Annotated in this window: 20 protein-coding genes and 1 pseudogene; 15 read left to right on the top strand and 6 right to left on the bottom strand. The window is 65.0% G+C overall.

Annotation, left to right across the window (positions count from 1 at the left end; genetic code table 11):
• Window positions 1-10: 10 nt before the first annotated feature.
• The 4 genes from RFM40_RS21400 to RFM40_RS21385 all read right to left on the bottom strand — a co-directional run bounded on the left by RFM40_RS21400 (window position 11) and on the right by RFM40_RS21385 (window position 4,414).
• Complete coding sequence (locus RFM40_RS21400; RefSeq protein ID WP_292298341.1) at window positions 11-1,264, bottom strand: sugar ABC transporter permease; 1,254 nt, start codon at window positions 1,262-1,264, stop codon at window positions 11-13.
• Window positions 1,261-2,073 carry an ATP-binding cassette domain-containing protein gene (locus RFM40_RS21395; protein WP_320278143.1) on the bottom strand — a complete coding sequence of 271 codons (813 nt, stop codon included), beginning with the start codon at window positions 2,071-2,073 and terminating at the stop codon, window positions 1,261-1,263. The genes RFM40_RS21400 and RFM40_RS21395 overlap by 4 nt, the downstream gene beginning before the upstream one ends.
• A 164-nt stretch (window positions 2,074-2,237) precedes the next feature.
• A complete protein-coding gene (locus RFM40_RS21390) occupies window positions 2,238-3,305 on the bottom strand; it encodes an ABC transporter substrate-binding protein (protein ID WP_292338352.1) in 1,068 nt (355 codons plus the stop codon).
• Between the two features lie 224 nt (window positions 3,306-3,529).
• Window positions 3,530-4,414 carry an AraC family transcriptional regulator gene (locus RFM40_RS21385; protein ID WP_320278142.1) on the bottom strand — a complete coding sequence of 295 codons (885 nt, stop codon included), beginning with the start codon at window positions 4,412-4,414 and terminating at the stop codon, window positions 3,530-3,532.
• Between the two features lie 275 nt (window positions 4,415-4,689).
• On the opposite strand from RFM40_RS21385, the gene RFM40_RS21380 reads away from it, so the two are divergent.
• The 7 genes from RFM40_RS21380 to RFM40_RS21350 all read left to right on the top strand — a co-directional run bounded on the left by RFM40_RS21380 (window position 4,690) and on the right by RFM40_RS21350 (window position 14,085).
• A complete protein-coding gene (locus RFM40_RS21380) occupies window positions 4,690-5,292 on the top strand; it encodes an ANTAR domain-containing response regulator (protein WP_320225301.1) in 603 nt (200 codons plus the stop codon).
• A 2-nt stretch (window positions 5,293-5,294) separates the two neighbouring features.
• Entirely contained in the window at window positions 5,295-6,515 is a 1,221-nt protein-coding gene (locus RFM40_RS21375) for a CmpA/NrtA family ABC transporter substrate-binding protein (protein WP_320225467.1), read from the top strand.
• A 210-nt stretch (window positions 6,516-6,725) separates the two neighbouring features.
• Window positions 6,726-7,046: a hypothetical protein gene (locus RFM40_RS21370; protein WP_320225300.1), complete on the top strand. Its 321-nt coding sequence runs from the start codon at window positions 6,726-6,728 to the stop codon at window positions 7,044-7,046.
• 64 nt (window positions 7,047-7,110) lie between these two features.
• Window positions 7,111-8,406, top strand: coding sequence for an MFS transporter (locus RFM40_RS21365; RefSeq protein WP_320225299.1), 1,296 nt, complete (start codon window positions 7,111-7,113; stop codon window positions 8,404-8,406).
• A 17-nt stretch (window positions 8,407-8,423) separates the two neighbouring features.
• A complete protein-coding gene (nirB, locus tag RFM40_RS21360) occupies window positions 8,424-10,871 on the top strand; it encodes a nitrite reductase large subunit NirB (RefSeq protein ID WP_320225298.1) in 2,448 nt (815 codons plus the stop codon).
• Window positions 10,872-11,082: 211 nt separating this feature from the next.
• Entirely contained in the window at window positions 11,083-11,412 is a 330-nt protein-coding gene (gene nirD, locus RFM40_RS21355; RefSeq protein WP_320225297.1) for a nitrite reductase small subunit NirD, read from the top strand.
• A 3-nt stretch (window positions 11,413-11,415) separates the two neighbouring features.
• Window positions 11,416-14,085: a nitrate reductase gene (locus RFM40_RS21350; protein ID WP_320278141.1), complete on the top strand. Its 2,670-nt coding sequence runs from the start codon at window positions 11,416-11,418 to the stop codon at window positions 14,083-14,085.
• Window positions 14,086-14,097: 12 nt separating this feature from the next.
• Here the strand turns inward: RFM40_RS21350 and RFM40_RS21345 are convergent, their stop codons facing one another.
• Window positions 14,098-15,315, bottom strand: a complete 1,218-nt coding sequence (locus tag RFM40_RS21345) for an NAD(P)/FAD-dependent oxidoreductase (protein WP_320278140.1) — start codon at window positions 15,313-15,315, stop codon at window positions 14,098-14,100.
• A gap of 14 nt (window positions 15,316-15,329) precedes the next feature.
• Window positions 15,330-16,094 carry an HpcH/HpaI aldolase family protein gene (locus RFM40_RS21340; RefSeq protein WP_320278139.1) on the bottom strand — a complete coding sequence of 255 codons (765 nt, stop codon included), beginning with the start codon at window positions 16,092-16,094 and terminating at the stop codon, window positions 15,330-15,332.
• 111 nt (window positions 16,095-16,205) lie between these two features.
• On the opposite strand from RFM40_RS21340, the pseudogene RFM40_RS21335 reads away from it, so the two are divergent.
• The 8 genes and pseudogenes from RFM40_RS21335 to RFM40_RS21300 form a co-directional block, all read left to right on the top strand.
• Window positions 16,206-16,496, top strand: a pseudogene (locus tag RFM40_RS21335) (NAD(P)-dependent oxidoreductase); the annotation flags it as partial.
• Between the two features lie 105 nt (window positions 16,497-16,601).
• Window positions 16,602-17,414, top strand: a complete 813-nt coding sequence (locus tag RFM40_RS21330; protein WP_320278137.1) for a shikimate dehydrogenase family protein — start codon at window positions 16,602-16,604, stop codon at window positions 17,412-17,414.
• Window positions 17,407-18,213: an SDR family NAD(P)-dependent oxidoreductase gene (locus RFM40_RS21325; RefSeq protein ID WP_320225292.1), complete on the top strand. Its 807-nt coding sequence runs from the start codon at window positions 17,407-17,409 to the stop codon at window positions 18,211-18,213. Before RFM40_RS21330 ends, RFM40_RS21325 begins: the two co-directional genes overlap by 8 nt.
• Window positions 18,214-18,224: 11 nt before the next feature.
• Window positions 18,225-18,572: a RidA family protein gene (locus RFM40_RS21320; protein ID WP_320278136.1), complete on the top strand. Its 348-nt coding sequence runs from the start codon at window positions 18,225-18,227 to the stop codon at window positions 18,570-18,572.
• Between the two features lie 77 nt (window positions 18,573-18,649).
• Complete coding sequence (locus RFM40_RS21315) at window positions 18,650-19,438, top strand: FadR/GntR family transcriptional regulator (protein ID WP_320225290.1); 789 nt, start codon at window positions 18,650-18,652, stop codon at window positions 19,436-19,438.
• 294 nt (window positions 19,439-19,732) lie between these two features.
• Window positions 19,733-20,455, top strand: coding sequence for an SDR family oxidoreductase (locus RFM40_RS21310; protein ID WP_320225289.1), 723 nt, complete (start codon window positions 19,733-19,735; stop codon window positions 20,453-20,455).
• Window position 20,456: 1 nt separating this feature from the next.
• Window positions 20,457-21,206: an SDR family NAD(P)-dependent oxidoreductase gene (locus RFM40_RS21305; protein ID WP_320225288.1), complete on the top strand. Its 750-nt coding sequence runs from the start codon at window positions 20,457-20,459 to the stop codon at window positions 21,204-21,206.
• A gap of 83 nt (window positions 21,207-21,289) precedes the next feature.
• Window positions 21,290-22,240, top strand: a complete 951-nt coding sequence (locus RFM40_RS21300) for a LysR substrate-binding domain-containing protein (protein ID WP_320225287.1) — start codon at window positions 21,290-21,292, stop codon at window positions 22,238-22,240.
• The last annotated feature ends 76 nt before the right edge of the window (window positions 22,241-22,316 follow it).

The following is a 22,316-nucleotide window of genomic DNA, read 5'->3' as shown; positions in this document are numbered from 1 at the left end:
CGATGAGCCGTCAGGCGCGGCCGTGTGAGACGCGCGAGCGGCGGGCGAGAGAATCGACGATGACCGCGATCGCCAGCACGCAGCCGGTGATCATGTACCGGAGCGAGGATGACAGATCGAGCAGCGTCAGGCCGCTTGCGATGGACTGGATGACGATGATGCCGAGCAGCGCCGAATAGGCGCTGCCGCGGCCGCCGAACAGACTGGTGCCGCCGATGACGGCCGCCGCGATGGCGTTGAGGTTGACGTCGCCTGTGCCGGCCTGCTGGCTGGCGGTGGCGAGACGTGCGGCGGACAGCAGGCCGCCGGTCGCCGCCAGCGTGGCGCAGAGCGCGAAGGCGCTGGCGTAGATCAGCCGCACATTGATGCCGGCGCGGCGCGCCGCCTCGCGGTTGCCACCCACGGCGGTCATCGAGCGGCCCCACTGGGTCCGCTTCAGCGCATAGTTCATCGCCACGACCAGGCCGACGAACAAGGCGAACATCCAGGGCACGCCGCGCGACTGGTTGAGGTAATAAGTCACCAGCTCGAGCGCGACGGTGATCACAACGGCCTGGAGCAGAAGCCCCCCGAACGAACGCGACGACAGCCCGGCGGCCTGGCGGCGCTGCGCCTTGCGGTAGCCGAGCAGCAACGCGAGCACGCCGGGTACGACGGCCAGCGTGTACGACACCCAATGCGGCATCACCAGGAGCTGGCCGAAATTCACCAGCGGCGAATCGTAAGGCAGATTGATCGAGCCGGTCGGGCCGAGGATGTAGAGCTGCAATCCGAGGAAGGCGAGCAGGCCAGACAAGGTCGACACGAAGCTCGGCATGCCGAGCCGGTTGAGCAGCAGCGCATAGACGCAGCCGGTCACGAACCCGACCGCCATCGCCGCCACGATGGCAAGCGCGACCGGCCAGCCCCACTGGACCCAAAGCACGCCGAGCAGCGCCGAAGACAGGCCGCTGACGGAGCCGACGGACAGGTCGATCTCGCCGACCATCAGAACGCAGACGATGCCGAGTGAGATGATGCCGACCGTCGAGCAGTCGAACAAAAGGTTGACCAGGTTGTTCGGCTGCAGGAATACGGGGTTCAGCGTCTGGAAGATCGCACAGATCAGGACCAGCCCGACAACCACGGGCAGCGAGCCGAGATCCCCGGACCGGACGCGGTCGAGAAAGCCCCTGATGGCGCCCTTCGCGCCGCTGCGATCCTTCAGCCGCTCGTCGCTGCGATCGAGCAGCGCGCCGGGATTGCGATCGGAAGCCGTCGTCATGGCTGTTCTCCCTGCACCTTCTCGGCTGTGCGCCTGCCGCGCCGCGAGACCGCGTTATCGTCGGCGCCGGTTATCGCGGTCACCAGTTCCTGATTGGATGCGCCGGGCAGGAAGATACCGTTGTTGCGGCCGAGCCTCAGCACCACGACGCGGTCGGCCACGGCGCGCACATCCTCCATATTGTGGCTGATCATGACGACCCCCAGCCCGCGGTCGCGCACGCGCTCGATGAGGTTCAGCACCTCGGCAGTCTGGGCAACGCCAAGGGCCGCAGTCGGTTCGTCAAGGAGAATGACCCTCGGTTCCATCAGCAGCGAGCGGGCGATCGCGACAGTCTGCCGCTGGCCGCCCGACAGCGACGCCACCGGCTCGCGCACGCTGGGGATCCGCGCCGACAACTCTTTGAGCAGCGTCCAGGCGCGGACCTCCATCGACACTTCGTCAAGGCGAAGCGGATGAAGCTCGCGGCCGAGGAAGATGTTGGCCACGACATCCAGATTTTCGCAAAGCGCGAGATCCTGGAAAACGGTGGCAATGCCGAGTTTTAGTGCCGCGGCCGGGTTGGCCAATGTCACCGGCTGGCCGTCGAAGGTGATCGAGCCGGAGCTCGGCATATGCGCGCCGGCGAGGATCTTCACCAGCGTCGACTTGCCGGCGCCGTTGTCGCCGACCAGGGCGACGATCTCCCCGGCGTTGATGTCGAGATCGACATCGGTGAGCGCCGACACCGCTCCGAAATTCTTCGAGATGCCGCGCAGGCTGAGCACCGGCTGGCGGCTTGTCGTGGACGGCGTGTCGGGTATTGCCATGGCGCTGTTACTCTTCCCGCGTTTGGTTCGGTATGTCCGGCCGCCAGGAGGTAGCGGCCGGACACGCCCGGCTGTCAGCCCAGATGGGCCTGCCGAGCATATCGCATGCGACGCGGCTTTCGCCGCATCGCTCTGGAGACAATGCCGCCAGGCGGCATTGCTCCTTATTCAATACCGAGCTTCTTGCAGCCTTCGGCGTAGCGGTCTGTGCAGAGCTGGGCTGCGGTCTGGATCTTCTTGTCGATGATCTCGGCCTTGAGGTTCTCCTGCGTCACCACCGCCGGCACGAAGAGCTTCGAGGGCGTGTCGTAGAGCGTCGTCTCGGCTTTGGGCGTCTCGCCCTTGAGAAGCTGCACCGCAACGTTCGCGGCTGCCGCGGCGACGATTTCGCTGGGCTTGGAGATAGTGTTGTACTGATCGCCGGCAATGATGAGCTGCAAGGCGGCGATCGTGGCGTCGTTGCCCGTCACCGTCGGCACCGGATCGACGCCGGCCGCCTTGAACGCGGCGATGGCGCCGCCGCCCGTGCCGTCATTGGCGGCGACCACGCCGACGATCTTGTTGCCGAAGCGCGAAATCTGCCCCGCCGCCCATTGCTGGGCATTCGACGGCGCCCAGTTCGGCGTGTCGAACTCGGCCAGCGTCTTGTAGCTGCCGGTCTTGAGGCCTTCATGAATGCCGTCCTTGATCAGGCCCGCCGCGGCATCGGTCGGAGAGCCGTTGATCTGCAGCACGCCGACATCGCCGTCGCTCGACACTCCCTTCGCTTTGAGATGCTCGACCAGCGAGGCGGCGATCGCCTTGCCGATGGCCTTGTTGTCGAACGACACGTAGAAATCGGCCTTGGTATCCGGGATCGGCCGGTCATAGGCGATGACCTTGACCCCTTGCGCCTGCGCGTTGTGCACCAGCGACGCCGCTGCCGCGGAATCGACCGGGTCGAGCACGATCACCTTGGCGCCCTGGGTGATCACCGAATTGAACTGCTGCTGCTGCTTGGTGACGTCGGCGTCGGCGTTGAGGTAAAGCACCTTGCAGCTGTCGCAGAGCTTCTTCATTTCGGCGACGAAGCCGGGATGATCGTGCTCTTCGTAACGCGTCGAGCCCTGGTCGGGCATCAGGAACGCGACGGTGGAACCGGCAATATCTTGCGCATTGGCAAACGTCGCGCCGAGAGCGAGGCTCGAGACGGCCAAAGCAGCCGCGGCCAATCTGGACATGTATCTGGACATAAGGTCTTCTCCATTCCCATTGTTTGATGTAACGACCTCGACATCGGGCTATGGATGTCTGCTCGTGTCGCCCGATCGGAAGTCTAGCGAACTCGTGCAGCAGCCTAACGGCTTCCTCCCGCTGGCATGACACGAGGCAATGCTCGTCCGTCGTGGTTCGCTCGCGCGACCCATCGCTTCGTCTTGGTTCTTACTTAGGCTTGTTTTTCCTCCCAAACTCCTTTCTATGCGGCGCGCGCGGCCGCGAAATTATCCGCAACCAATCGTCTGAACTGCGACGGCGGCATCCCCTTCTCGGCCAGAAACTGGCGGTTGAAGTTCGACAGGTTGTTGAAGCCGACCTCGAAGCAGATATCGGAAATCTGCGCCTGCTCGTCGCTCATCAGGATCTGGCAGGCGAGATTGATGCGCAGGCGCTTGATGTATTGCAGCAGCGACATGCCGGTGTGCTTGCGAAAGGACCGCGAGAACGCGCTCGGCGTCTGGCCCGCGATCGCCGCCAGGTCGCCTTCGTTGAATTGCTGGGTCAGGTTCTCGCGGATGTAGGCGAGCGCCTGGTTCATGCCGGCCGACATGTAGCCCGACGGGTCAGGCAGGTAGTTTTCGCTGGCGAGCACGCGCGGCGAGGTCTCGCGGCTCAGCGCTTCCATGATCGACATGAACAGGCTGATCCGGTGCACACCGTAGGCATGCGTGATCTCCGCCAGCAACGGCATCACCTGTCTGCTCACACCTTTGCCGAACAGGACGCCGCGCCGCGCCAGGTCGAGCAGCGGCGAGACTACGCCTAGCTCCGGAAAAGTCGTGATCGCGCCGCCGATGAATTCCTCGCTGAACTGAACCAGCCTGCAGCGCAGCAGAACAGACTGGCCTTCCGGAACCTCGCTGATCCAGTTATGCGGCAGGTTCGGGCCGGCCAGCACGAGATTGCCGATCTCGAACTCGCCGATGAAGTCGCCGACGAAATAGCGGCCCTTGGTCGCGACGATCTGGTGCAGCTCGTATTCGGGATGAAAGTGCCAGCGTACCGTATGGTACGGATAACCGTGCCACTTCACCGCGAACGACTCGCCAGGCCTTATCTGTATGACTTCCAGATCGGGTCCCATGCTTCCTCCCGGAGGCTGTCGGGTGCTTCAGCCTTCGAACCGCGGCCGTTGTTTGGCTCATCTAGGGTCAGGATAACCGCGGCCAAGCAGGTCCGCCACCTCGCCACGCCGCGTTGACTGATACGTTTTTGACCATTTTGGGCCACGAAGATCGCATCTTCGAAAATTAGACGCCGCGAACGTTCGGGATTGGCCAACGGCGCTTGGGCGGGGAAAGTTCGCTTCGGACCACGCTGCCGCATTGCACAATTTCGGTTCGACTGCACAATAGGCGCATGTCCGCCGGTTCGTTGACCATCCTTGTTATCGACGAGAACCGCATCCGCACCTCGATCATCGAGGCCGGATTGCGGGACGCCGGCCATCGCCATGTCACGGTGGTCCACGACGTGGCCGGCATCGCCCGGCGCATCGCCGAGATCGAGCCGGACGTCATCGTCATCGATCTCGAAAATCCAAACCGCGACATGCTGGAGAACATGTTCCAGCTGTCGCGCGCGGTGAAACGGCCGATCGCCATGTTCGTCGACCGCTCCGACCAGGCCTCGATCGAGGCGGCCGTCGATGCCGGCGTGTCCGCCTATGTCGTGGACGGGCTTAAGAAGGAGCGCATCAAGCCGATCCTCGACATGGCGATCAGCCGCTTCAATGCCTTCTCGCGCATGGCGCGCGAACTGGAGGAGGCGCGCAGCGAGCTCGAGAACCGCAAGGTCATCGATCGGGCCAAGGGAATCTTGATGAAGTCGCGCGGCCTGAGCGAAGAGGCGGCCTACGCGCTTCTGCGCAAGACCGCCATGAACCAGAACCGCAAGATCGCCGAGATCGCCCAGAGCCTGGTGACCGCGGCGGGATTGCTGGGACCGCTGGAGGGCGAATGAGCATGACTGCTGGGCATCAGATCACCGCCGGCTTCATGCCGCTCTTCGACAGCGCCGTTCTGGTCGCGGCCGGCGAGATGGGTTTTGCCGCCCGCGAGGGCATCGAGCTCAAGCTGCATCGCGAGACCTCCTGGGCCAACATCCGCGACCGCATCGCCATCGGCCATTTCGACGTAGCGCATATGCTGGGACCGATGCCGCTCGCCTGCAGCCTCGGCCTCACGCCGCTTGCGTCGGAAACCATCGTGCCCTTCTCGCTTGGGCTCGGCGGCAACTGCGTCACCGTCTCCAACACGGTTTGGCAAGGCATGGCGGCGAGCGGCGCCACGCCTGATCTCGATCCGGCGCGTGCCGGGGCGGCGCTTGGCGCGCTGATCCGCGAGCGTGCCGGCCGCGAGCCGCTGCGCTTCGCGGTCGTGCACCCGCATTCCGGGCACAATTACGAACTGCGCTACTGGCTTGCCGCCTGCGGCATCGATCCCGACCGCGATATCGAGATCGTGATCGTGCCGCCGCCCTTCATGGCGGACGCGCTCGCCGCCGGCCGCATCGACGGCTTTTGCGTCGGCGAACCCTGGAACAGCGCCACTGCTGCTGCCGGCACCGGCCGTATCGTCACCGTCAAGGCGCTGCTGTGGCGCAACAGCCCGGAAAAGGTGATTGGCGCGCGCAGGGCCTGGGCCGAGGAGAACCCGGAAGCGCTGGCCGCGTTGCTGAGGGCGCTGCATCACTCCGCCCGCTGGTGCCAGGATCCGGCAAACCGGGGCGAGCTGGCCGCGCTGATGGCGAGGCCTGCCTTTCTCGGGCAGCCGGAGGCGATCCAGATGCCGGTTCTCACCGGACGCCTTCAGCTCGGCGGTGGCGCGGAACGGCGCGTCGAGGATTTCTTCCTGCCCTTCGACAAGGCGGCGAATTTCCCCTGGAAGAGCCACGCGCTGTGGTTCTACACGCAGATGGTGCGCTGGGGACAGTTGCCACACACACCAGGCAACCTGGCAATTGCCCGCGACTGCTATCGGCCCGACCTCTACCGCTCGGCGCTTAAGCCGCTCGGCGTGGCGCTCCCCGGCGCCAATGCCAAGGTCGAGGGCGCGCTGAAGGTCGCGACGCCGGTCGGTTCGGCGGGGGCGAGCCTTGTGCTTGGCCCGGACGGATTCTTCGACGGCCAAATCTTCGATCCGGACAAAATCGACGCCTACATCGCCGGCCAGGAGCGCGCCTGATCATTTGCGCGCCATTCTTGTGCATTGCACAAAATTTATGCGCCCTGCCCGCGCTGTTGATCAATGTTTGACCGCTTTCCCGCTTCCCCGGATTGGCGCGCGATGCGCCTACCGCGTTGATTTCATTTGAATTTCATATTCAAGGCCAAACTGGCACGCTTCGTGCTTTGAAATAATCGAGCCCTCGCGGGCAAATAGAAAAGGCGTCCAATGGCGGGCGCCACAGGCAAAGCTGCCGCTCAGGTCACCACGCGATCCCGGATGTACGGACGCGAGGCCTGGACGGCAGCTTTTTTGTTTTTGGACCCGAACGCAATCGAAGGCGCCGATCCCAAGCGGCGCCACCCGGAGACGATGATGACGAAACGGATCGGACCTTCGCTCAAGGACTTCACCCGCCGCGACTTCCTGGTGAGCAGTGCGCTGACGGCAGCGCTCTTCATCGCCGCGCTACTGCTGTTTCCCACCAGTCACGAGACAGAGAGCAAGGGCTCGCAAGTGACCGCGCAAGTCCCGGTCTCACCGCGCTGACCGATGCCACGCCTCTGATCAACACAGCACGCGGCGCCTCCCACGCCGCAAACCGGAGCCGACCATGACCGCAAACCTCCCAGCCGCGCAAAGCCAGGACAGTAGCTCCCGGCAGGCGCTCGTCATGTCCACCATCGCCTTCACCGTCTGCTTCGCGGTGTGGACGATCTTTTCCATCATCGGCGTGCGCATAAAGCAGGAGCTTGGGCTCAACGAGACCGAATTCGGCCTGCTGGTCGGCACGCCGATCCTGACGGGCTCGCTCGTGCGCATGGTGCTCGGCGTCTGGACCGACCGCTATGGCGGCCGCCTGGTTTACACCATGACCATGCTCGCGGCTGCAGTCGCGACCTTCCTGCTCGCCTTCGCGCACACCTATGAGCAGATGCTGATCGCGGCCCTCGGCGTCGGGCTTGCCGGCGGTTCCTTCGCCGTCGGCGTCGCCTATGTCTCGCGCTTCTTCCCGGCTGGGAAACAAGGTACCGCGCTCGGCATCTTCGGCGTCGGCAATGTCGGCGCCGCGGTCACCAAGTTTCTGGCGCCGTTCGTGCTCCTTTCCTGGGGCTGGCAGTCGGTCGCGCTGATCTGGGCGGCGGCGCTGGTCGTCATGGCCATCGTGTTCTGGTTCACGACCGGCGACGATCCGGTCATCCGCGAGCGCCGTGCCGGCAAGGCCGTGCCGGTAAGGAGCTTCTGGCTGGAATTCGCGCCGCTGAAGAACCTGCAGGTCTGGCGCTTCGCCTTCTACTACTTCTTCTCCTTCGGCGCGTTCGTGGCGCTGTCGCTCTGGCTGCCGCGCTACCTGATCGGCGTCTACGGCTTCGGCATCGCCACCGCCGGCATGATCGGCGCCGCCTATTCGATCCCCGCAAGCGTTTTCCGCGCCTATGGCGGCGTGCTTTCCGACCGCGTCGGCGCCCGCACCGTGCTCTACTCAACCTTCACCGTCTGTGCCGTCGCGACCCTCGTTCTGTCTCTCCCCTCGGCAGACTACGTCGTGCGCGGCATCAGCGGGCCGATCCCGTTCCACGTCGAGATCGGCCCGCTCGCCTTCATCGCCGTCGCTTTCGTGCTCGGCTTCTTCATGAGTCTCGGCAAGGCCGCCGTCTACAAGCACATCCCCGTCTACTATCCGCAGAGCGTCGGCGCGGTCGGCGGCGTGGTCGGCATGATCGGCGGCCTCGGCGGCTTCATCCTGCCAATCGCCTTCGGCGCGTTGAATGACCTCACGGGCGTCTGGTCGAGCTGCTTCATGCTGCTCTTCCTGATCGTTGTCTCCTGCCTGGTCTGGATGCACCTCGCCATCCGCCGGATGGAGCGCGCGGCCGAGACCGCGTCCCTCTCCTACGCCGCCGAATAGATAGGAGCAGACCGGACATGACCGAGAAACTCGTCATCATCGGCAACGGCATGGCGCCGGGCAGGATGCTCGAGCACCTGCTGGAGGCCGCGCCTGACCGCTACGCCGTCACCATCTTCAACGCCGAGCCGCGGGTGAACTACGACCGCATCATGCTCTCGCCGGTGCTTTCGGGCGAGAAGGCGTTCGAGGAAATCGTCATCCACGGCGACGGCTGGTACATCAAGCACGGCATCACCCTCTACAAGGGCCACAGGATCGTCGCCATCGACAGGGACGCAAAGACCGTCACCTCGGACCACGGCGTGACCGAGAGCTACGATCAACTCGTAATCGCCACCGGCTCGGTTCCCTTCATCATTCCGGTGCCCGGCAAGGACTTGCCCGGCGTGCTCACCTATCGCGATCTCGACGACGTCAACGCCATGCTGCTTGCCGCGCAGTCACGCGCCAAGGCGATCGTCATCGGCGGTGGCCTGCTCGGCCTCGAAGCCGCGGCCGGGCTCAAGGAGCGCGGCATGGATGTCACCGTGCTCCACGTCATGCCGACGCTGATGGAGCGTCAGCTCGACCCGGCCGCCGGCTACCTGCTGCAGAAAGCGGTCGAGGCGCGCGGCATCAAGGTCGTGACCAGGGCCAACACCAAGGCCATTATCGGCAACGGCAAGGTCGAGGGCGTCGAGCTCATGGACGGCACGGTCATCCCCGCAACGCTGGTGGTGATGGCGGTCGGCATTCGCCCGAGCACCGCCCTGGCCAAGGAAGCCGGGCTGGAGGTCAATCGCGGCATTGTCGTCGACGACCGCATGCGGACCTCGAATCCGGCGATCATGGCGCTCGGCGAATGCGCGGAGGTCGGCGGCCATGTCTACGGGCTGGTCGCGCCTCTCTACGAAATGGCACGCGTCGCGGCAGCCGGGCTCGCGGACGAGGACAGGCGCTTCGTACACTCCGACACGCCGACCAAGCTCAAGGTCACCGGCATCGACCTCTATTCGCTGGGCGACTTCGCCGACGGCGACGATCGCGAGGAGATCATTCTGCGCGACGCGTCAGCCGGTATCTACAAGCGCGTCGTGCTGCAGGACAACCGCATCATCGGCACGGTGCTGTTCGGCGAGACCGCCGACGGCGCCTGGTTCAACGACCTCAAGAAGAAGGCCACCGATATCTCTCAGATGCGCGATACGCTGATCTTCGGCCAGGCGTTCCAGGGAGGCGCTTCCTCGGACCCTCTGGCGGCCGTTGCGGCACTGGCGGATGATGCGGAAATCTGCGGCTGCAACGGCGTCTGCAAGGGCAAGATCACGGGCGCGATCACGGCCAAGGGGCTGACCGGGCTCGACGACGTGCGCGCCCACACCAAGGCCTCGGCCTCGTGCGGCTCGTGCACGGGTCTCGTCGAACAGTTGCTGAAGCTGACGCTTGGCGAGGCCTACAATCCGGCGGCGGTGCAGCCCATGTGCGGCTGCACCAGCCTCGGCCACGACGATGTGCGGCGCCTGATCAAGGCGAAAGGCCTGAAGACTATACCCGCCGTCATGCAGGAACTCGAATGGAAGACCTCCTGCGGCTGCGCCAAGTGCCGGCCGGCGCTCAACTACTATCTCGTCTGCGACTGGCCGGACCAATATGCCGACGACTACCAATCGCGCTTCATCAACGAACGGGTGCACGCAAATATCCAGAAGGACGGCACCTATTCGGTAGTGCCGCGCATGTGGGGCGGGGTGACCAGCGCCGGCGAATTGCGCGCCATCGCCGACGTGGTCGACAAGTTCCGCATCCCGACGGTGAAGGTGACAGGCGGCCAGCGCATCGACATGCTGGGCATCCGCAAGGAAGACCTGCCGGCGGTGTGGGCCGATCTCGGCAAGGCCGGCTTTGTCTCCGGCCACGCCTATGCCAAGGGCTTGCGCACGGTGAAGACCTGCGTCGGCTCCGACTGGTGCCGGTTCGGCACGCAGGATTCGACCGGGCTCGGCATCCGCATCGAGAAGTTCATGTGGGGTTCCTGGACGCCGGCCAAGGTGAAGATGGCGGTGTCGGGATGCCCGCGCAACTGCGCGGAAGCGACCTGCAAGGATGTCGGCGTGGTCTGCGTCGACAGCGGCTACGAGATCCATTTCGCCGGCGCCGCCGGCCTCGACATCAAGGGCACCGAAGTGCTCGGCCTGGTGAAGACCGAAGACGAGGCGCTGGAGGTGATCGTGGCGCTCGTCCAGATGTACCGCGAGCAGGCCCGCTACCTGGAGCGCATCTACAAATGGGCCAAGCGCGTCGGCACCCCCGAGATCAAGAGGCAGATCCTCGACGACGCCGGGCGCCGCAGGACCCTCTTCGACCGCTTCGTCTTTTCCCAGAAATTCGCGCAGGTCGATCCCTGGTCCGAGCGCGTGTCCGGCAAGGACAAGCACGAGTTCCGGCCGATGGCCTCGGTGGGATTCGCCGAGGCGGCGGAATGATGGAGATGGTTGCGCGAGGCACCCCCCTCTGGCCTGCCGGCCATCTCCCCCTCAAGGGGGGAGATCAGCTTTCATTGCGGCCTTCGCCAATCTCCAACGCTGCAGGACGAACGCCAAAGGCGACGCTGCCAATCTCCCCCCTTGAGGGGGAGATGTCCGGCAGGACAGAGGGGGGTGCCCGGGCGCATTCCTATCAAGCAAAGGCGACCCAATGACCTGGACACTTATCGGCTCCCTCTCCGACATCCCTCGCCGCGGCGCGCGCTGCGTAGCCACACCGCAAGGCAAGATCGCCGTCTTCCGCACTGCGGAAGAGCAGGTCTTTGCCATAGACGACCACTGCCCGCACAAGGGCGGGCCACTCAGCCAGGGCATCGTCCATGGCGCGGCGGTGACCTGCCCGCTGCACAACTGGGTGATTTCGCTGGAGACGGGCGAGGCGCTGGGCCCCGACCAAGGCTCGGTCCGGACGATCCCGGTCAAGGTCGAGGGCGAAAGGCTCTTCATCGCGCTTGAAGCGTTGGCCTCGAAAGCGGCCTGAGGCATGGAAGAGGCACGCGAGGTGAGGACCACCTGCCCCTATTGCGGGGTGGGCTGCGGCGTGCTGGCCGAGATCGCCGCGGACGGCAAGGCAACCGTCCGCGGCGATCCCGAGCACCCGGCCAATTTCGGCCGGCTTTGCTCGAAGGGAACGGCTCTCGGCGAGACGCTCGGCCTGGCAGGCCGCCTGCTCCAGCCGGAAATATGCGGCAAGCAGGCAGGCTGGGACGAGGCGCTCGATCTCGTAGCCGCGAAATTCTCGCGGGTAATTGCCGAGCATGGGCCGGACTCGGTAGCCTTCTACGTCTCCGGTCAGTTGCTCACCGAGGATTATTACGTCGCCAACAAGCTGATGAAGGGTTTTGTCGGCTCGGCCAACATCGACACCAATTCGCGGCTCTGCATGGCTTCGTCCGTCGCCGGCCACCGCCGTGCTTTCGGCGAGGACATCGTACCCGGCGTCTATGAGGATTTCGAGTGCGCCGATCTCATCGTGCTCACCGGTTCCAACACCGCATGGTGCCATCCCGTGCTCTACCAGCGCATGCTCGCGGCGCGCAGGGAGCGCGGAACCAGGATCGTCGTCATCGATCCGCGCCGCACCGCCACGGCCGACGAGTGCGACCTGCATCTGGCGCTCGATCCCGGCACGGACGTGCTGCTGTTCAACGGGTTGCTCGCGCATCTGGTGCAGGCCGGAAAGATCGATGCCGGCTTCGTCCACGACAGCACCTCATGCTTCGACGCTGCAGCTTCGCTGGCCAGCGCCGATGCGCCGTCGATCGCGCGCGTCGCGAAAGGCTGCGGGTTGGCTGCCGCCGATGTTCAGGCCTTCTACCATCTCTTCGCCGAGACCGAGCGGACGGTCACAGTCTACAGCCAGGGCGTCAACCAGTCGGCGCACGGCACCGACAAGGTCAACGCCATCATCAACTGCCATCTCGCCACCGGCCGCATCGGCAAGCCCGGCATGGGGCCGTTTTCGGTCACCGGCCAGCCGAACGCCATGGGCGGCCGCGAGGTGGGAGGCTTGGCGAACCAGCTTGCCGCGCATATGGACTTCGCGGACGAGGCCAACGTCGACCGTGTCTCCCGCTTCTGGAACGCGCCCAACATTGCGCGCCGCGGCGGCCTGAAGGCCGTGGACATGTTCCAGGCAGTTGCCGACGGCCGCATCAAGGCACTGTGGATCATGGGCACCAATCCCGCGGTCTCGATGCCGGACGCTTCGCGCGTGCGCGCCGCTCTGTCCAAATGCGATTTCGTCGCTGTCTCGGATGTCACCCGCACCGACACCACGCGCTATGCCGACGTCCTGCTGCCGGCCGCCGCCTGGGGCGAGAAGGACGGCACGGTCACCAATTCGGAACGGCGCGTCTCGCGTCAAAGACCATTCCTGCAGCCCCTCGGCGAGGTGAAAGCCGACTGGCGCATCATCTGCGAGGTCGCCGCGCGCATGGGCTTCGGCGATGCGTTTGCCTACCGGACGCCGGCCGAGATCTTCCGCGAGCATGCAAAGCTCTCTGCCTTCGAGAACGATGGCGAGCGCCTGTTCGATCTCGGCGGCCTTGCCGATATCAGCGACGTGGACTACGCCGCCTTCCCTCCGCGCCATTGGCCGGCACCGAAGCCGCGCGAGCAGCAGGCGAGATTGTTTGCCGATGGCCGTTTCCCGACGCCCGACGGTCGCGCGCGCTTCGTGCCGGTGCGGCAGGAGGCAACGGCCTTTACGGTCGACGCGGACTATCCGCTCGCTCTGAACACCGGCCGGCTGCGCGACCAGTGGCACACCATGACGCGCACCGGCAACGTGCCGCGCCTGATGGCGAACGCACCGGAGCCCGCGGTCGACCTCCATCCGGCGGATGCGGCCGCGCACCATCTCAAGGATGGCGACCTCGCCCATCTGTCGACGCGCTTCGGCTTCGTGCGCGCAAGGGTGCGCGTGGCCGACGCGCAGCGGCGCGGCCAGGCCTTCATGCCCATGCATTGGAGCGGCCAGTTCGCGGCCAGGGCCGCGGCCGGCCTATTGTGCGCGCCTGTCACTGATCCGCATTCCGGCCAGCCGGAGCTCAAGCATGTCCCGGTCAGGATCGTGCGCGAAAACATCGGCTGGGCCGGTGTGCTTATCACAAGACGCGATCTCAGACCGACAGGTTTCGTCCATTGGAGCCGGCACGCGGTCGAGGGCGGTTGGGTCTACGAGCTGACCGGAACCGAGCCGCCGGACCAGGGCATTCTCCTGGCGCGCAAGCTGCTCGGCGTCATTCGGCAGGATCAGCTCTTGGAATACACCGATCGCCGCGGGCTCGCCTATCGCGCCGCGGCCATCGACGAAGGCGGCGCCATGTCAGAAGCCTTGCTGGTTGCCGCTCCGGACCAATTGCCGACGCAGGACTGGCTGGTGTCGCTGCTCGCCACGCATCAGCCGCTGTCGGCCACCGATCGCCACGCGCTTTTGTCGGGCCGCTCACCCGCGCCGACGCCCGCCATCGGGCGGGTCGTGTGCTCGTGCTTCCATGTCGGCGTCAACCAACTCGCTTCGGCGGTCGCCACGGGATGCGACAGTCTGGAGGCGATCGGGTCGACGCTACGCGCCGGCACCAATTGCGGTTCCTGCCGCTCAGAGATAAGGGCGATCATCGAGGCCCACCACGTTCAGGCAGCCGAGTGAGCGGCCGCGGAATCAGATAACCGCTTCTTCGAGGAACGGCTCGTTGCGCGGAATGCGCTCGTAGCAGAACGGCGACAAGTCGAGCGTCTGGAAGGCGCCTTGGACGATCAGCTCCGACACCGCCCGGCCGACGGCCGGCGACTGCTGCAGGCCGTGACCTGAGAAGCCGTTGGCGAACATGAAGTTCGTCACCTCGGGGTGGAAGCCGACGATGCCGTTGTGGTCGAGCATGTTGTACTCGTAATGGCCGGTCCAACTGGTCTGGACCTTCAACGCGTCGAAGGCCGGAATACGGTGCCAGAGCGCCGGCCAGATATAATCGTCGAACTCCTCGAAATGCATTTCGAAGTCGTCGTAATCGGCAGGTCCGTCGCCCTGCGGCGTGTTGCCGGTGAGGAAGAGCTCGCCTTCCGGACGCACAAAGGTGCCGGAGAGATCGATGACGTTGGGCATCCGCCCGGGGATCGGATTGGCGCTGGCGAAGACGAAGCTGTAGCGCTTGTAGGGCGCGACCGGGATCGACAGCTCGGCCATGCCGGCGACCTGTTGCGCCCGCGGGCCAGCCGCGTTGACCAGCGTGCCGCAAGCCACCGTCTCGCCTGTCGCGAGGCGGGCCGAGACCACCCGCCCACCCGCAAGTTCCAGCCCTGTCACGGCATTGTCGATATATTCGACGCCGCTGGCGCGCGCCGCGCGGCGGAAGCCGTTCAAGAGGCCCATGGAATCGAACCAGCCCTCTTCGCGAGCGCCCCAGGAGCCGCCGCCGAGGTCGTCGACATTCAGCCAGGGAAAGCGTTCCTTCAGAGGGCCGGGCTCGAGGAAGACCGTATGGGCGCCGAGGCTGCGCTGCAGCTCGACCCGTTCGCGCGCCGCTTCCACGCCTTCGGGCGAACAGCAATAGAGATATCCGTGCTCCTTGAAGCCAAGGTCGGGCGCCGGCTCGTTCGTGTAGAAAGGCGCCATCCGCTCCTGGAAGCCGCGGATGATCTCGATGCCGAACTGGCTGATCTTCACATTGATCGGATTGGAATATTGCTGGCGGATGGCGCTGGTGGAAAGCGCCGTCGAGGAAAACTCGTAGCTTGAGTCGCGCTCGACGACGAGGATCGAAGCGCCGTTGCCCAGCGCCTGGCTTAGCCAATAGGCGGTCGACGAGCCGATGACGGCGCCGCCGACAATGACAATGTCATAGGCGCTGCGCGACGGTGCTTTGTAAGGGGGGATCGCCACGATCGTCTCCGAGTCTACTGGTTAAAGGAAGCAATCAGCGCATCCGAGCCCCGCGCCAGCAGGCCGAGGTCGGATCCGACGGCAACCATAGTGAAGCCGTCGGCGAGATATCGGTCGGCGTCGGCCTTTACAGGCGCCAGGATGCCGCTGGCCTTGCCTGCCGCAGCTGCGGCCTTGCGCACGGATGCGATTGCCTCCTGCACATCCTCGGCGCCGGGATTGCCCATCGCGCCCATGTTCGTGGAGAGGTCGCCCGGGCCGACGAAGAGAACATCGACGCCGTCAACCGCCGCGATCTCTGCCGCGTTGGCGACACCGGTTTCATCCTCGATCTGTACGGCGAGAAGCTGCTGCTCGCGCGCCTTGGCATGATAGCCGGCGATGCGGCCGAAGGCATTGGCGCGATGGCCGACCGAGAAGCCGCGAAAACCGCCCGGAGCGTAGGTCATGGCGGCGGCAATGGTCCGCGCCTGACCCGCCGTCCGCACATTCGGGATCATCAGGCTGCGGGCGCCGACGTCCAGCGCCTGCTTCATCAGATTCGCGTCGTCCGACGGCAGACGCACCACGGCTTCGCAAGGAAACGCCGCCGCGACCTGCAGCTGCGCCATGATGCTGCGTAGATCGTTCGGACTGTGCTCGCCGTCGATCAGCAGCCAGCCGGCTCCTGAACCGGCGACGACCTCGGTGGTGAGCGCCGAAGCCAGCGAGCACCAGATGCCGACTTGGGGCCGGCCGGCCTGTACGGCAGCCTTCAGCGAATTGACGCGCTCCTGCATTTTACGATCGGCCTCCAGTCGGAAAGAAGGTGCATTGAAATTTGTATGATGTCCTATATCATACGCCTTACTTGAGCTGCAAGGCGCTCTGACGCCGTACGGGAGTTGAGCATGAAAATTGGCTTCATCGGGCTTGGTGTCATGGGTGCGCCGATGGCGCGGCATCTCGCCGGTGCCGGGCATGAGATCGTCACGGTCCTGAACCGCTCCCCGCTTCCGACGGATCTGAAAGCATCTGTGGTCACCTCCCCCGCCGAGGTGGCGCGGATATGCGAGATCATCATCACCATGTTGCCCGACACGCCCGACGTGGAGCGCGTCCTGTTCGGCTCAAGCGGCGTGCTCGAAGGCATTTCGGCCGGCAAGCTGGTCATCGACATGAGTTCGATCAGCCCGATCGCGCCTGCTCGGCCCGAACGGGCGGCGCGGACGCCGACCATTCGTCCCTCGTTCGGGCTCTCGAGATCCTGAGCGACCATGAACTGTCAAAGGAAAAGGAGTGAACCGATGCGCGGAACCGGCAAGGCCGAAATCTTCGTCATGCTGGCCCATCCCGTGGGCCATGCGAAGAGCCCTGGTATCTTCAACGATATCTTCGAGCAGAAAGGGCTCGACAGCCTGATGGTGCCGTTGAGCTGCCGTCCGGAGGATTTCGACACTTTTTGGGCCGGCATTACCGCAGCGGAGAACATCCGGGGCGTCATCATCTCGGTCCCCTACAAGACGGCGGTCTTTCATAAATGCGCCGCCGCTCACGACCGCGCCGCTCGGGTGCAGAGCGCGAACTCCGTGCGCAGGCAGGCGGACGGCACCTGGTATGCCGACAACTTCGACGGCGTAGGCTTCATCGACGGGCTGAAGGCAGGCCGACACCAGATCGCCGGCAAGCGCATCCTCCAGGTCGGCGCCGGCGGCGCAGGCGCCTCGCTGACTTATTGCCTGGCTGAAGAAGGCGCAGCGGAAATCCGCCTGGCCGACATCGACAGAGACCGCGCCGCAAGGCTCGCATCGCTGGTCAACAAGGCTTTTCCCAACTGCCGCATCGAGGTCGCAGATCCCGATCCGTCCGGAATGGATATGGCGATCAACGCCACGCCGTCCGGGCTGAAGGCCACCGATCCGCTGCCGATGGACGTGAGCAAGCTGACACCGGACATGACCGTGGTCGACATCATCATGGAACCGGCCGAGACGGCGCTGCTCAAGGCGGCGAAGGAGATCGGCTGCCGCATCCAGCCGGGGCGCCCGATGATGGATTTCCAGGTCGAGGCCATGTCTGAATTCTTCGACATCGAGCGGAAGGACCGTCGCAATGGCTGACGCATCGACGGCGGTTGTTATCGGCGGCACGTCCGGCATCGGTCGCGCGATCGCGCTGCGCTTCGCCGAGGACGGCTATCAGGTGGTCGTCGCAGGCCGCGATACCGTTCGAGGCAAGGAGGCAGCCGGCGCCAGCGAGGCAGCGGGCGCGCCGCGCGCCCTCTTCGTGCAGACCGATGTCGCCAACCCCGCCTCCGTCGAGGCGCTGGCGCAGAACGTCGCGGAAGCGTTCGGCACGCCGCATGTCGTGGTCAACTGCGCCGGCATCCTGCAGAGCGGCAAGCATGTGCTCGACCAGGATCTCGACGAAGACGAGCAGATGTGGCGCGTCAACTATCGCGGCACGCTGCTTGGCTGCCAGGTGTTCGGGCGGCTGATGTCGGCGGCCGGGCGAGGCGCTATCCTCAACGTCGGCTCCCTCGCCTCTTTCGCGCCGCTCTCGCTCCCGGCCTACACGCCCGCAAAGCATGCGGTTCTGGCCCTGACGCAGATTCTGGCCGCCGAGCTAGGCCCGCATGGAGTTCGGGTGAACGCCGTGGCGCCGGGCTACACGCTTTCCGATGGGCTGAAGGCCAGGATCGCCAAGGGTGAGCGCAACCCGGAAGCCATCCAGGCCACTACTGCGCTGCGTCGTTTTGTCGAGCCGCGCGATGTCGCCGAGGCGGCACTGTTCCTCTGCTCCGACCGTGCCGCTTCGATCACCGGCATCACGCTGCCCGTCGATGCCGGCTGGCTCGTCCAGGCGCCCTATGCGCAGTACCTGCAGGGCAACCCCATCCGGCAGACGCCGGCAATCTGAGAGGCATTTCCGTGACCGATATCCAGCGCTTCAACTTCGACACCCGCATCCATCACGGTGTCATCCACAACGGCACGCTCTACCTCACCGGCCAGGTCGCGAGACCAGGCCAGTCGGCGGCCGAGCAGATGCGCGAGGCGCTCGGCAAGATCGACGCGCTGCTCGCCAAGGCCGGCACAGACAAGACCTGCATCCTTCACGTCCAGATGTGGCTGGACGACGTCCGCGACTTCGATGAGGTCAACGCGGTCTGGGACGCCTGGATGCCGAAGGAACACGCGCCGGCGCGCTCTTCCGGCGAAGGACGGATGGCCAAGCCCGGCATGCTGGTCGAACTCATCGTCACCGCGGCGGTTTGAATGGTCTTGCCGGTTCGGGCATCATCCCGAATCTGAACTTGAACGGCCCGAATCTGAACTTGAACGGAAAGACCTAAATGACGAAGCGCAAGCCGCTTTCCACCGTCGTGGCGGAGAGCTTGGCCGAAAAGATCCGCTCCGGACGGTTGCAGCCTGGCGCGCAACTGCCGACCGAGGCGGAGCTCTGCGCCGAGTACGATGTCAGCCGTACCGTCGTGCGCGAGGCGGTGGCGCGGCTGCGCTCGGAGGGCATGGTGGTGCCGCAGCAGGGCCGCGGCATGTTCGTCAGCGAAACGCCCGTGCCACGCAATTTTTCGATACCGGACGAGGCGCTCCGAACCTTGCCGGAAACCATCGCGCTGCTCGAGCTCAGGTTGAGCGTCGAAGTGGAATCCGCCGGGCTCTGCGCGGAGCGCCGCACCGACAAGGAAGCGCGCGATATCCGCGCCATGATGGAACAGGTTGACGCCCAGCAGGCGGATCCTGACGCCGTCCAGATCCACTACGACTATGATTTTCATCTTGCGATCGCCAAGGCCGCGCGCAACGAATTCATCCACGGCTTCCTCGCTTATCTCGGGCCGATGATCGTGCCGCGCTTCCAGCTCGGCTATGTCGTCGAGCCCGCGCTCAAGGACAGCTATTACGCGCGCATCCACAACGAGCACCAGGCAATCGTCGACGCCATCGAAAGGCAGGACGGCCGCTCCGCCCGCCAGGCCATGCGCAAGCATCTGCACAACAGCCTGGGACGCGTGCGCGCCTTGGCGAGGGCCTCCGGCGTCGAGGCGACGGACGCGGAGCAAAAGGCCGCCGCGGCCTCGCTCTTCACCAAAATGAAAAGGCCGGAATCGACCGGCGGATAAGCCGCGACGACTTGCGATCCGGAGAGCCTGCGCTGAAGGCAACCGCCGGGCGATTGCGAAAGCCATGTTTTTGCTTGGCCGAACGGCTGGAAGCCCCTCGCCTGCGCCGAACATCTTGTTTTCCTCTGGTTTGCGGCTTTCGAGGTCGTGCGGTCGGCACAGAACGTTTTAACCTCCGAAACGGCTTTCGAAAGTTTATCTTTCCTTTTTGCTGCTTTTCTTGGTTTCGCGGCATCGGCCCAGGCCGCACACTGACGCCAGGCAATTGGGGAAGCCGCAATCGGGGAAACCAAGGTGACGACAGCCTTCATCACAGGAGCGACGAGCGGCATAGGACGAGCGATTGCCATCGCGTTGAGCGATGCGGGCTACGACGTCTATGCGGTCGGCCGTAGCCAGGCGGCGCTCAAGGAACTGCAGGCAGAGCGGCCGGCCATCGTTCCCATTGCGGTCGACGTCACCGACCGCGAGGCGTTGGAATCGGTTCTGGCCGATCTCGCCATCGACGTGCTGATCAACAATGCCGGCATGATGCCGCCGCTCGGCAACTTCGCCGACATGAAGATCGCCGACATCGACACCACGCTGGAGGTGAACCTCAGCGCCGCGATCCTGCTCACCCGCCTTGTCGTGCCGCAGATGCGCGAGCGGCAGTCGGGGCACATCCTGTTCACCGGCTCCTCCGCCGCCCATGCGGCCTTCCCCAACGTCGCCGTCTACTCGGCGACGAAGGCGGCCATCGCCGGCTTTGCCGCCGCGTTGCGCGCCGATCTCTCGCAACACGGCATTCGCGTCACCGAGATTGTTCCGGGCCGCGTCGAGACGCAACTCTACAAGGATATCCTCGACCCGGAGGCGCGAGCGGCGATGTACGCCGGCAATGTCGCCGTGCAGCCGGACGACGTGGCCAAGATGGTCGTCGCGCTGCTCGGCCTGCCCGCATGGGCCGACGTTACCCGCTTCGACATCATGCCGACCCGGCCGACCACGCCGATTGGCAGCAAGCAAGGAAAATAGGATGAAAGACCTTTCCGTTCTGATCGTTGGCGGCGGCGCCGGCCTTGGCGCCCTTCTCGCCCGTATGGCCGTCGAGGCCGGTGCGGCCAAGATCGGCATCATCGACATCAACCAGGAAGCTGCCGAGAGCGCGCTCGAACCGGCAAGGGCCAAGGGCCTGCCAAGCGCGGCCGCGGCTTGCGACATCCAGGTCGGACCGCAGTGTCATGCCGCCTTCGAGGCCATTGTCGCCAAGCTCGGGCGCGTCGACACGCTGATCAATTGCGCCGCGATCTATCCTCGCCGTCCGCTCCTCGAGATCACCGACGCCGAGTGGGACGCCTCCACCGGCATCAACATCAAGGGCACCTACCATATGATGGTGGCGGCCGTTCGCCATATGCAGACGCAGGAGCCGAAGAGCCACGTGCGCGGCCGCATCGTCAACCTGACCTCGGTCGACGCCTTCAAGGCGCACCCGCAGAACGCTCACTATGCGGCGACCAAAGCCGCAGTCGTCAGCCTGACCCGCTCCTTTGCCCACTATGTCGCCAAAGACGGCATCCTGGTGAATTCCGTCGCGCCCGCCGGCATGGCCACCGAGAAGGCAAAGGCCCTCGGCTTCCTCGAGGAACTGGCCAAGGCAAGCCCGCTCGGCCGCGGCGCCGAGCCGACCGAGATCGCCGAATGGGTGCTCATGACCGGCGGCCCGAAGAACACCTACATGACGGGTGAAAACGTAATTGTCTCGGGCGGTTACATTTACGCTTGAACCAATTTTCAGAAGCCGGCGGCGACTGAAATACGGCAGTGCATGATCAACGGAGTCTCGAACGAAAGGAGGCGGACTTCACGATGAGCGGCAAGCTTCGCCTTCCTTCGCTGAACGCGCTCCGCGTCTTCCACGCCGTCGCGCAGCACAAGAGCTTCCGGCAGGCCGCCGACGAGCTTTTGGTGACCCCGCAAGCCGTCGGCCAGCAGATCAAGCTCCTGGAAGACACGCTTCAGGTGACGCTGTTCGAGCGCAAGGGCCGCTCGATCGAATTGACGGAGTCGGCGATCCTGCTCTCGCACTACGTCAAGGCCGGCTTCGACGAGTTTTCCGAAGGCGTTCGCCGCGTCACCAAGTCGAACTACCGTGACCGCATCAACCTCAATGCGAGCCCCTACTTCGCCACGCACTATCTGCTGCCCAGGCTTTCGCTGTTCCGCGAGATCCTGCCGGGCGCCGATCTGCGTCTCACGACGATGGTCGACCTCCCAGACTTCGGACGTGACGACATCGATATGACGGTGCAGTGGGGCTACGGCAACTGGCCGGACTATGAGACCACGCTGCTGGTGCCGGATCCGAAGATCATCTGCTGCACGCCGGCGATCGGTGAGAAGATCAAGTCGGCGCAGGACCTGACGCGGTTCACGCTGCTCGACACCGTCAAGTCGAAGCGGCTGTGGCCGGACATATTGCGCCACCTTGCCGTCGAGAAGACCGAGGGCGACCGCAGCATCGGCTTCGACGATGCCGCGACCATGCGCCGTGCGACCTTGCAGGGCATAGGCATCGGACTGGTCTCGGTCATCGACGCCGAGGAGGACTTTCGGTCGGGCGCATTGGTGGCGCCGCTTGGCCGTGACGCGCTTTCAGACATGAAGCCTGAGGAAGTCCCCGGCTTTTACCTGATCGTCCCACGCGGGCATCTGCGCGTGAAGGCGGTGGCTGCCCTCCACCGATGGCTCGTCCAGCAGGACTGGGGCAGTGACCTGAAGATTTCCTCCGTGCCGAAACCGACCCCGCTCTCCGACTAGGAGCGGCTTCGCGACCGAGTTCCGAAAGGGTTCTTCCGGACCTCCAAAAACAAGAACCAAAACAACCTCAACAGTG

The organism is Mesorhizobium captivum, assembly GCF_033977165.1.
In the GTDB taxonomy this organism is placed as follows: domain Bacteria; phylum Pseudomonadota; class Alphaproteobacteria; order Rhizobiales; family Rhizobiaceae; genus Mesorhizobium; species Mesorhizobium captivum.
The sequence above is the reverse complement of the archived record's forward strand: the minus strand, read 5'-3'. Positions and strand labels throughout refer to the sequence as shown.

What these genes read in the sequence shown, in the direction of transcription:
- RFM40_RS21400 (WP_292298341.1), bottom strand. Translation starts at nt 1,264, where the DNA reads ATGACGACGGCTTCCGATCGCAATCCCGGCGCGCTGCTCGATCGCAGC.
- RFM40_RS21395 (WP_320278143.1), bottom strand. Translation starts at nt 2,073, where the DNA reads ATGGCAATACCCGACACGCCGTCCACGACAAGCCGCCAGCCGGTGCTC.
- RFM40_RS21390 (WP_292338352.1), bottom strand. Translation starts at nt 3,305, where the DNA reads ATGTCCAGATACATGTCCAGATTGGCCGCGGCTGCTTTGGCCGTCTCG.
- RFM40_RS21385 (WP_320278142.1), bottom strand. Translation starts at nt 4,414, where the DNA reads ATGGGACCCGATCTGGAAGTCATACAGATAAGGCCTGGCGAGTCGTTC.
- RFM40_RS21380 (WP_320225301.1), top strand. Translation starts at nt 4,690, where the DNA reads ATGTCCGCCGGTTCGTTGACCATCCTTGTTATCGACGAGAACCGCATC.
- RFM40_RS21375 (WP_320225467.1), top strand. Translation starts at nt 5,295, where the DNA reads ATGACTGCTGGGCATCAGATCACCGCCGGCTTCATGCCGCTCTTCGAC.
- RFM40_RS21370 (WP_320225300.1), top strand. Translation starts at nt 6,726, where the DNA reads ATGGCGGGCGCCACAGGCAAAGCTGCCGCTCAGGTCACCACGCGATCC.
- RFM40_RS21365 (WP_320225299.1), top strand. Translation starts at nt 7,111, where the DNA reads ATGACCGCAAACCTCCCAGCCGCGCAAAGCCAGGACAGTAGCTCCCGG.
- nirB (WP_320225298.1), top strand. Translation starts at nt 8,424, where the DNA reads ATGACCGAGAAACTCGTCATCATCGGCAACGGCATGGCGCCGGGCAGG.
- nirD (WP_320225297.1), top strand. Translation starts at nt 11,083, where the DNA reads ATGACCTGGACACTTATCGGCTCCCTCTCCGACATCCCTCGCCGCGGC.
- RFM40_RS21350 (WP_320278141.1), top strand. Translation starts at nt 11,416, where the DNA reads ATGGAAGAGGCACGCGAGGTGAGGACCACCTGCCCCTATTGCGGGGTG.
- RFM40_RS21340 (WP_320278139.1), bottom strand. Translation starts at nt 16,094, where the DNA reads ATGCAGGAGCGCGTCAATTCGCTGAAGGCTGCCGTACAGGCCGGCCGG.
- RFM40_RS21330 (WP_320278137.1), top strand. Translation starts at nt 16,602, where the DNA reads ATGCGCGGAACCGGCAAGGCCGAAATCTTCGTCATGCTGGCCCATCCC.
- RFM40_RS21325 (WP_320225292.1), top strand. Translation starts at nt 17,407, where the DNA reads ATGGCTGACGCATCGACGGCGGTTGTTATCGGCGGCACGTCCGGCATC.
- RFM40_RS21315 (WP_320225290.1), top strand. Translation starts at nt 18,650, where the DNA reads ATGACGAAGCGCAAGCCGCTTTCCACCGTCGTGGCGGAGAGCTTGGCC.
- RFM40_RS21305 (WP_320225288.1), top strand. Translation starts at nt 20,457, where the DNA reads ATGAAAGACCTTTCCGTTCTGATCGTTGGCGGCGGCGCCGGCCTTGGC.
- RFM40_RS21300 (WP_320225287.1), top strand. Translation starts at nt 21,290, where the DNA reads ATGAGCGGCAAGCTTCGCCTTCCTTCGCTGAACGCGCTCCGCGTCTTC.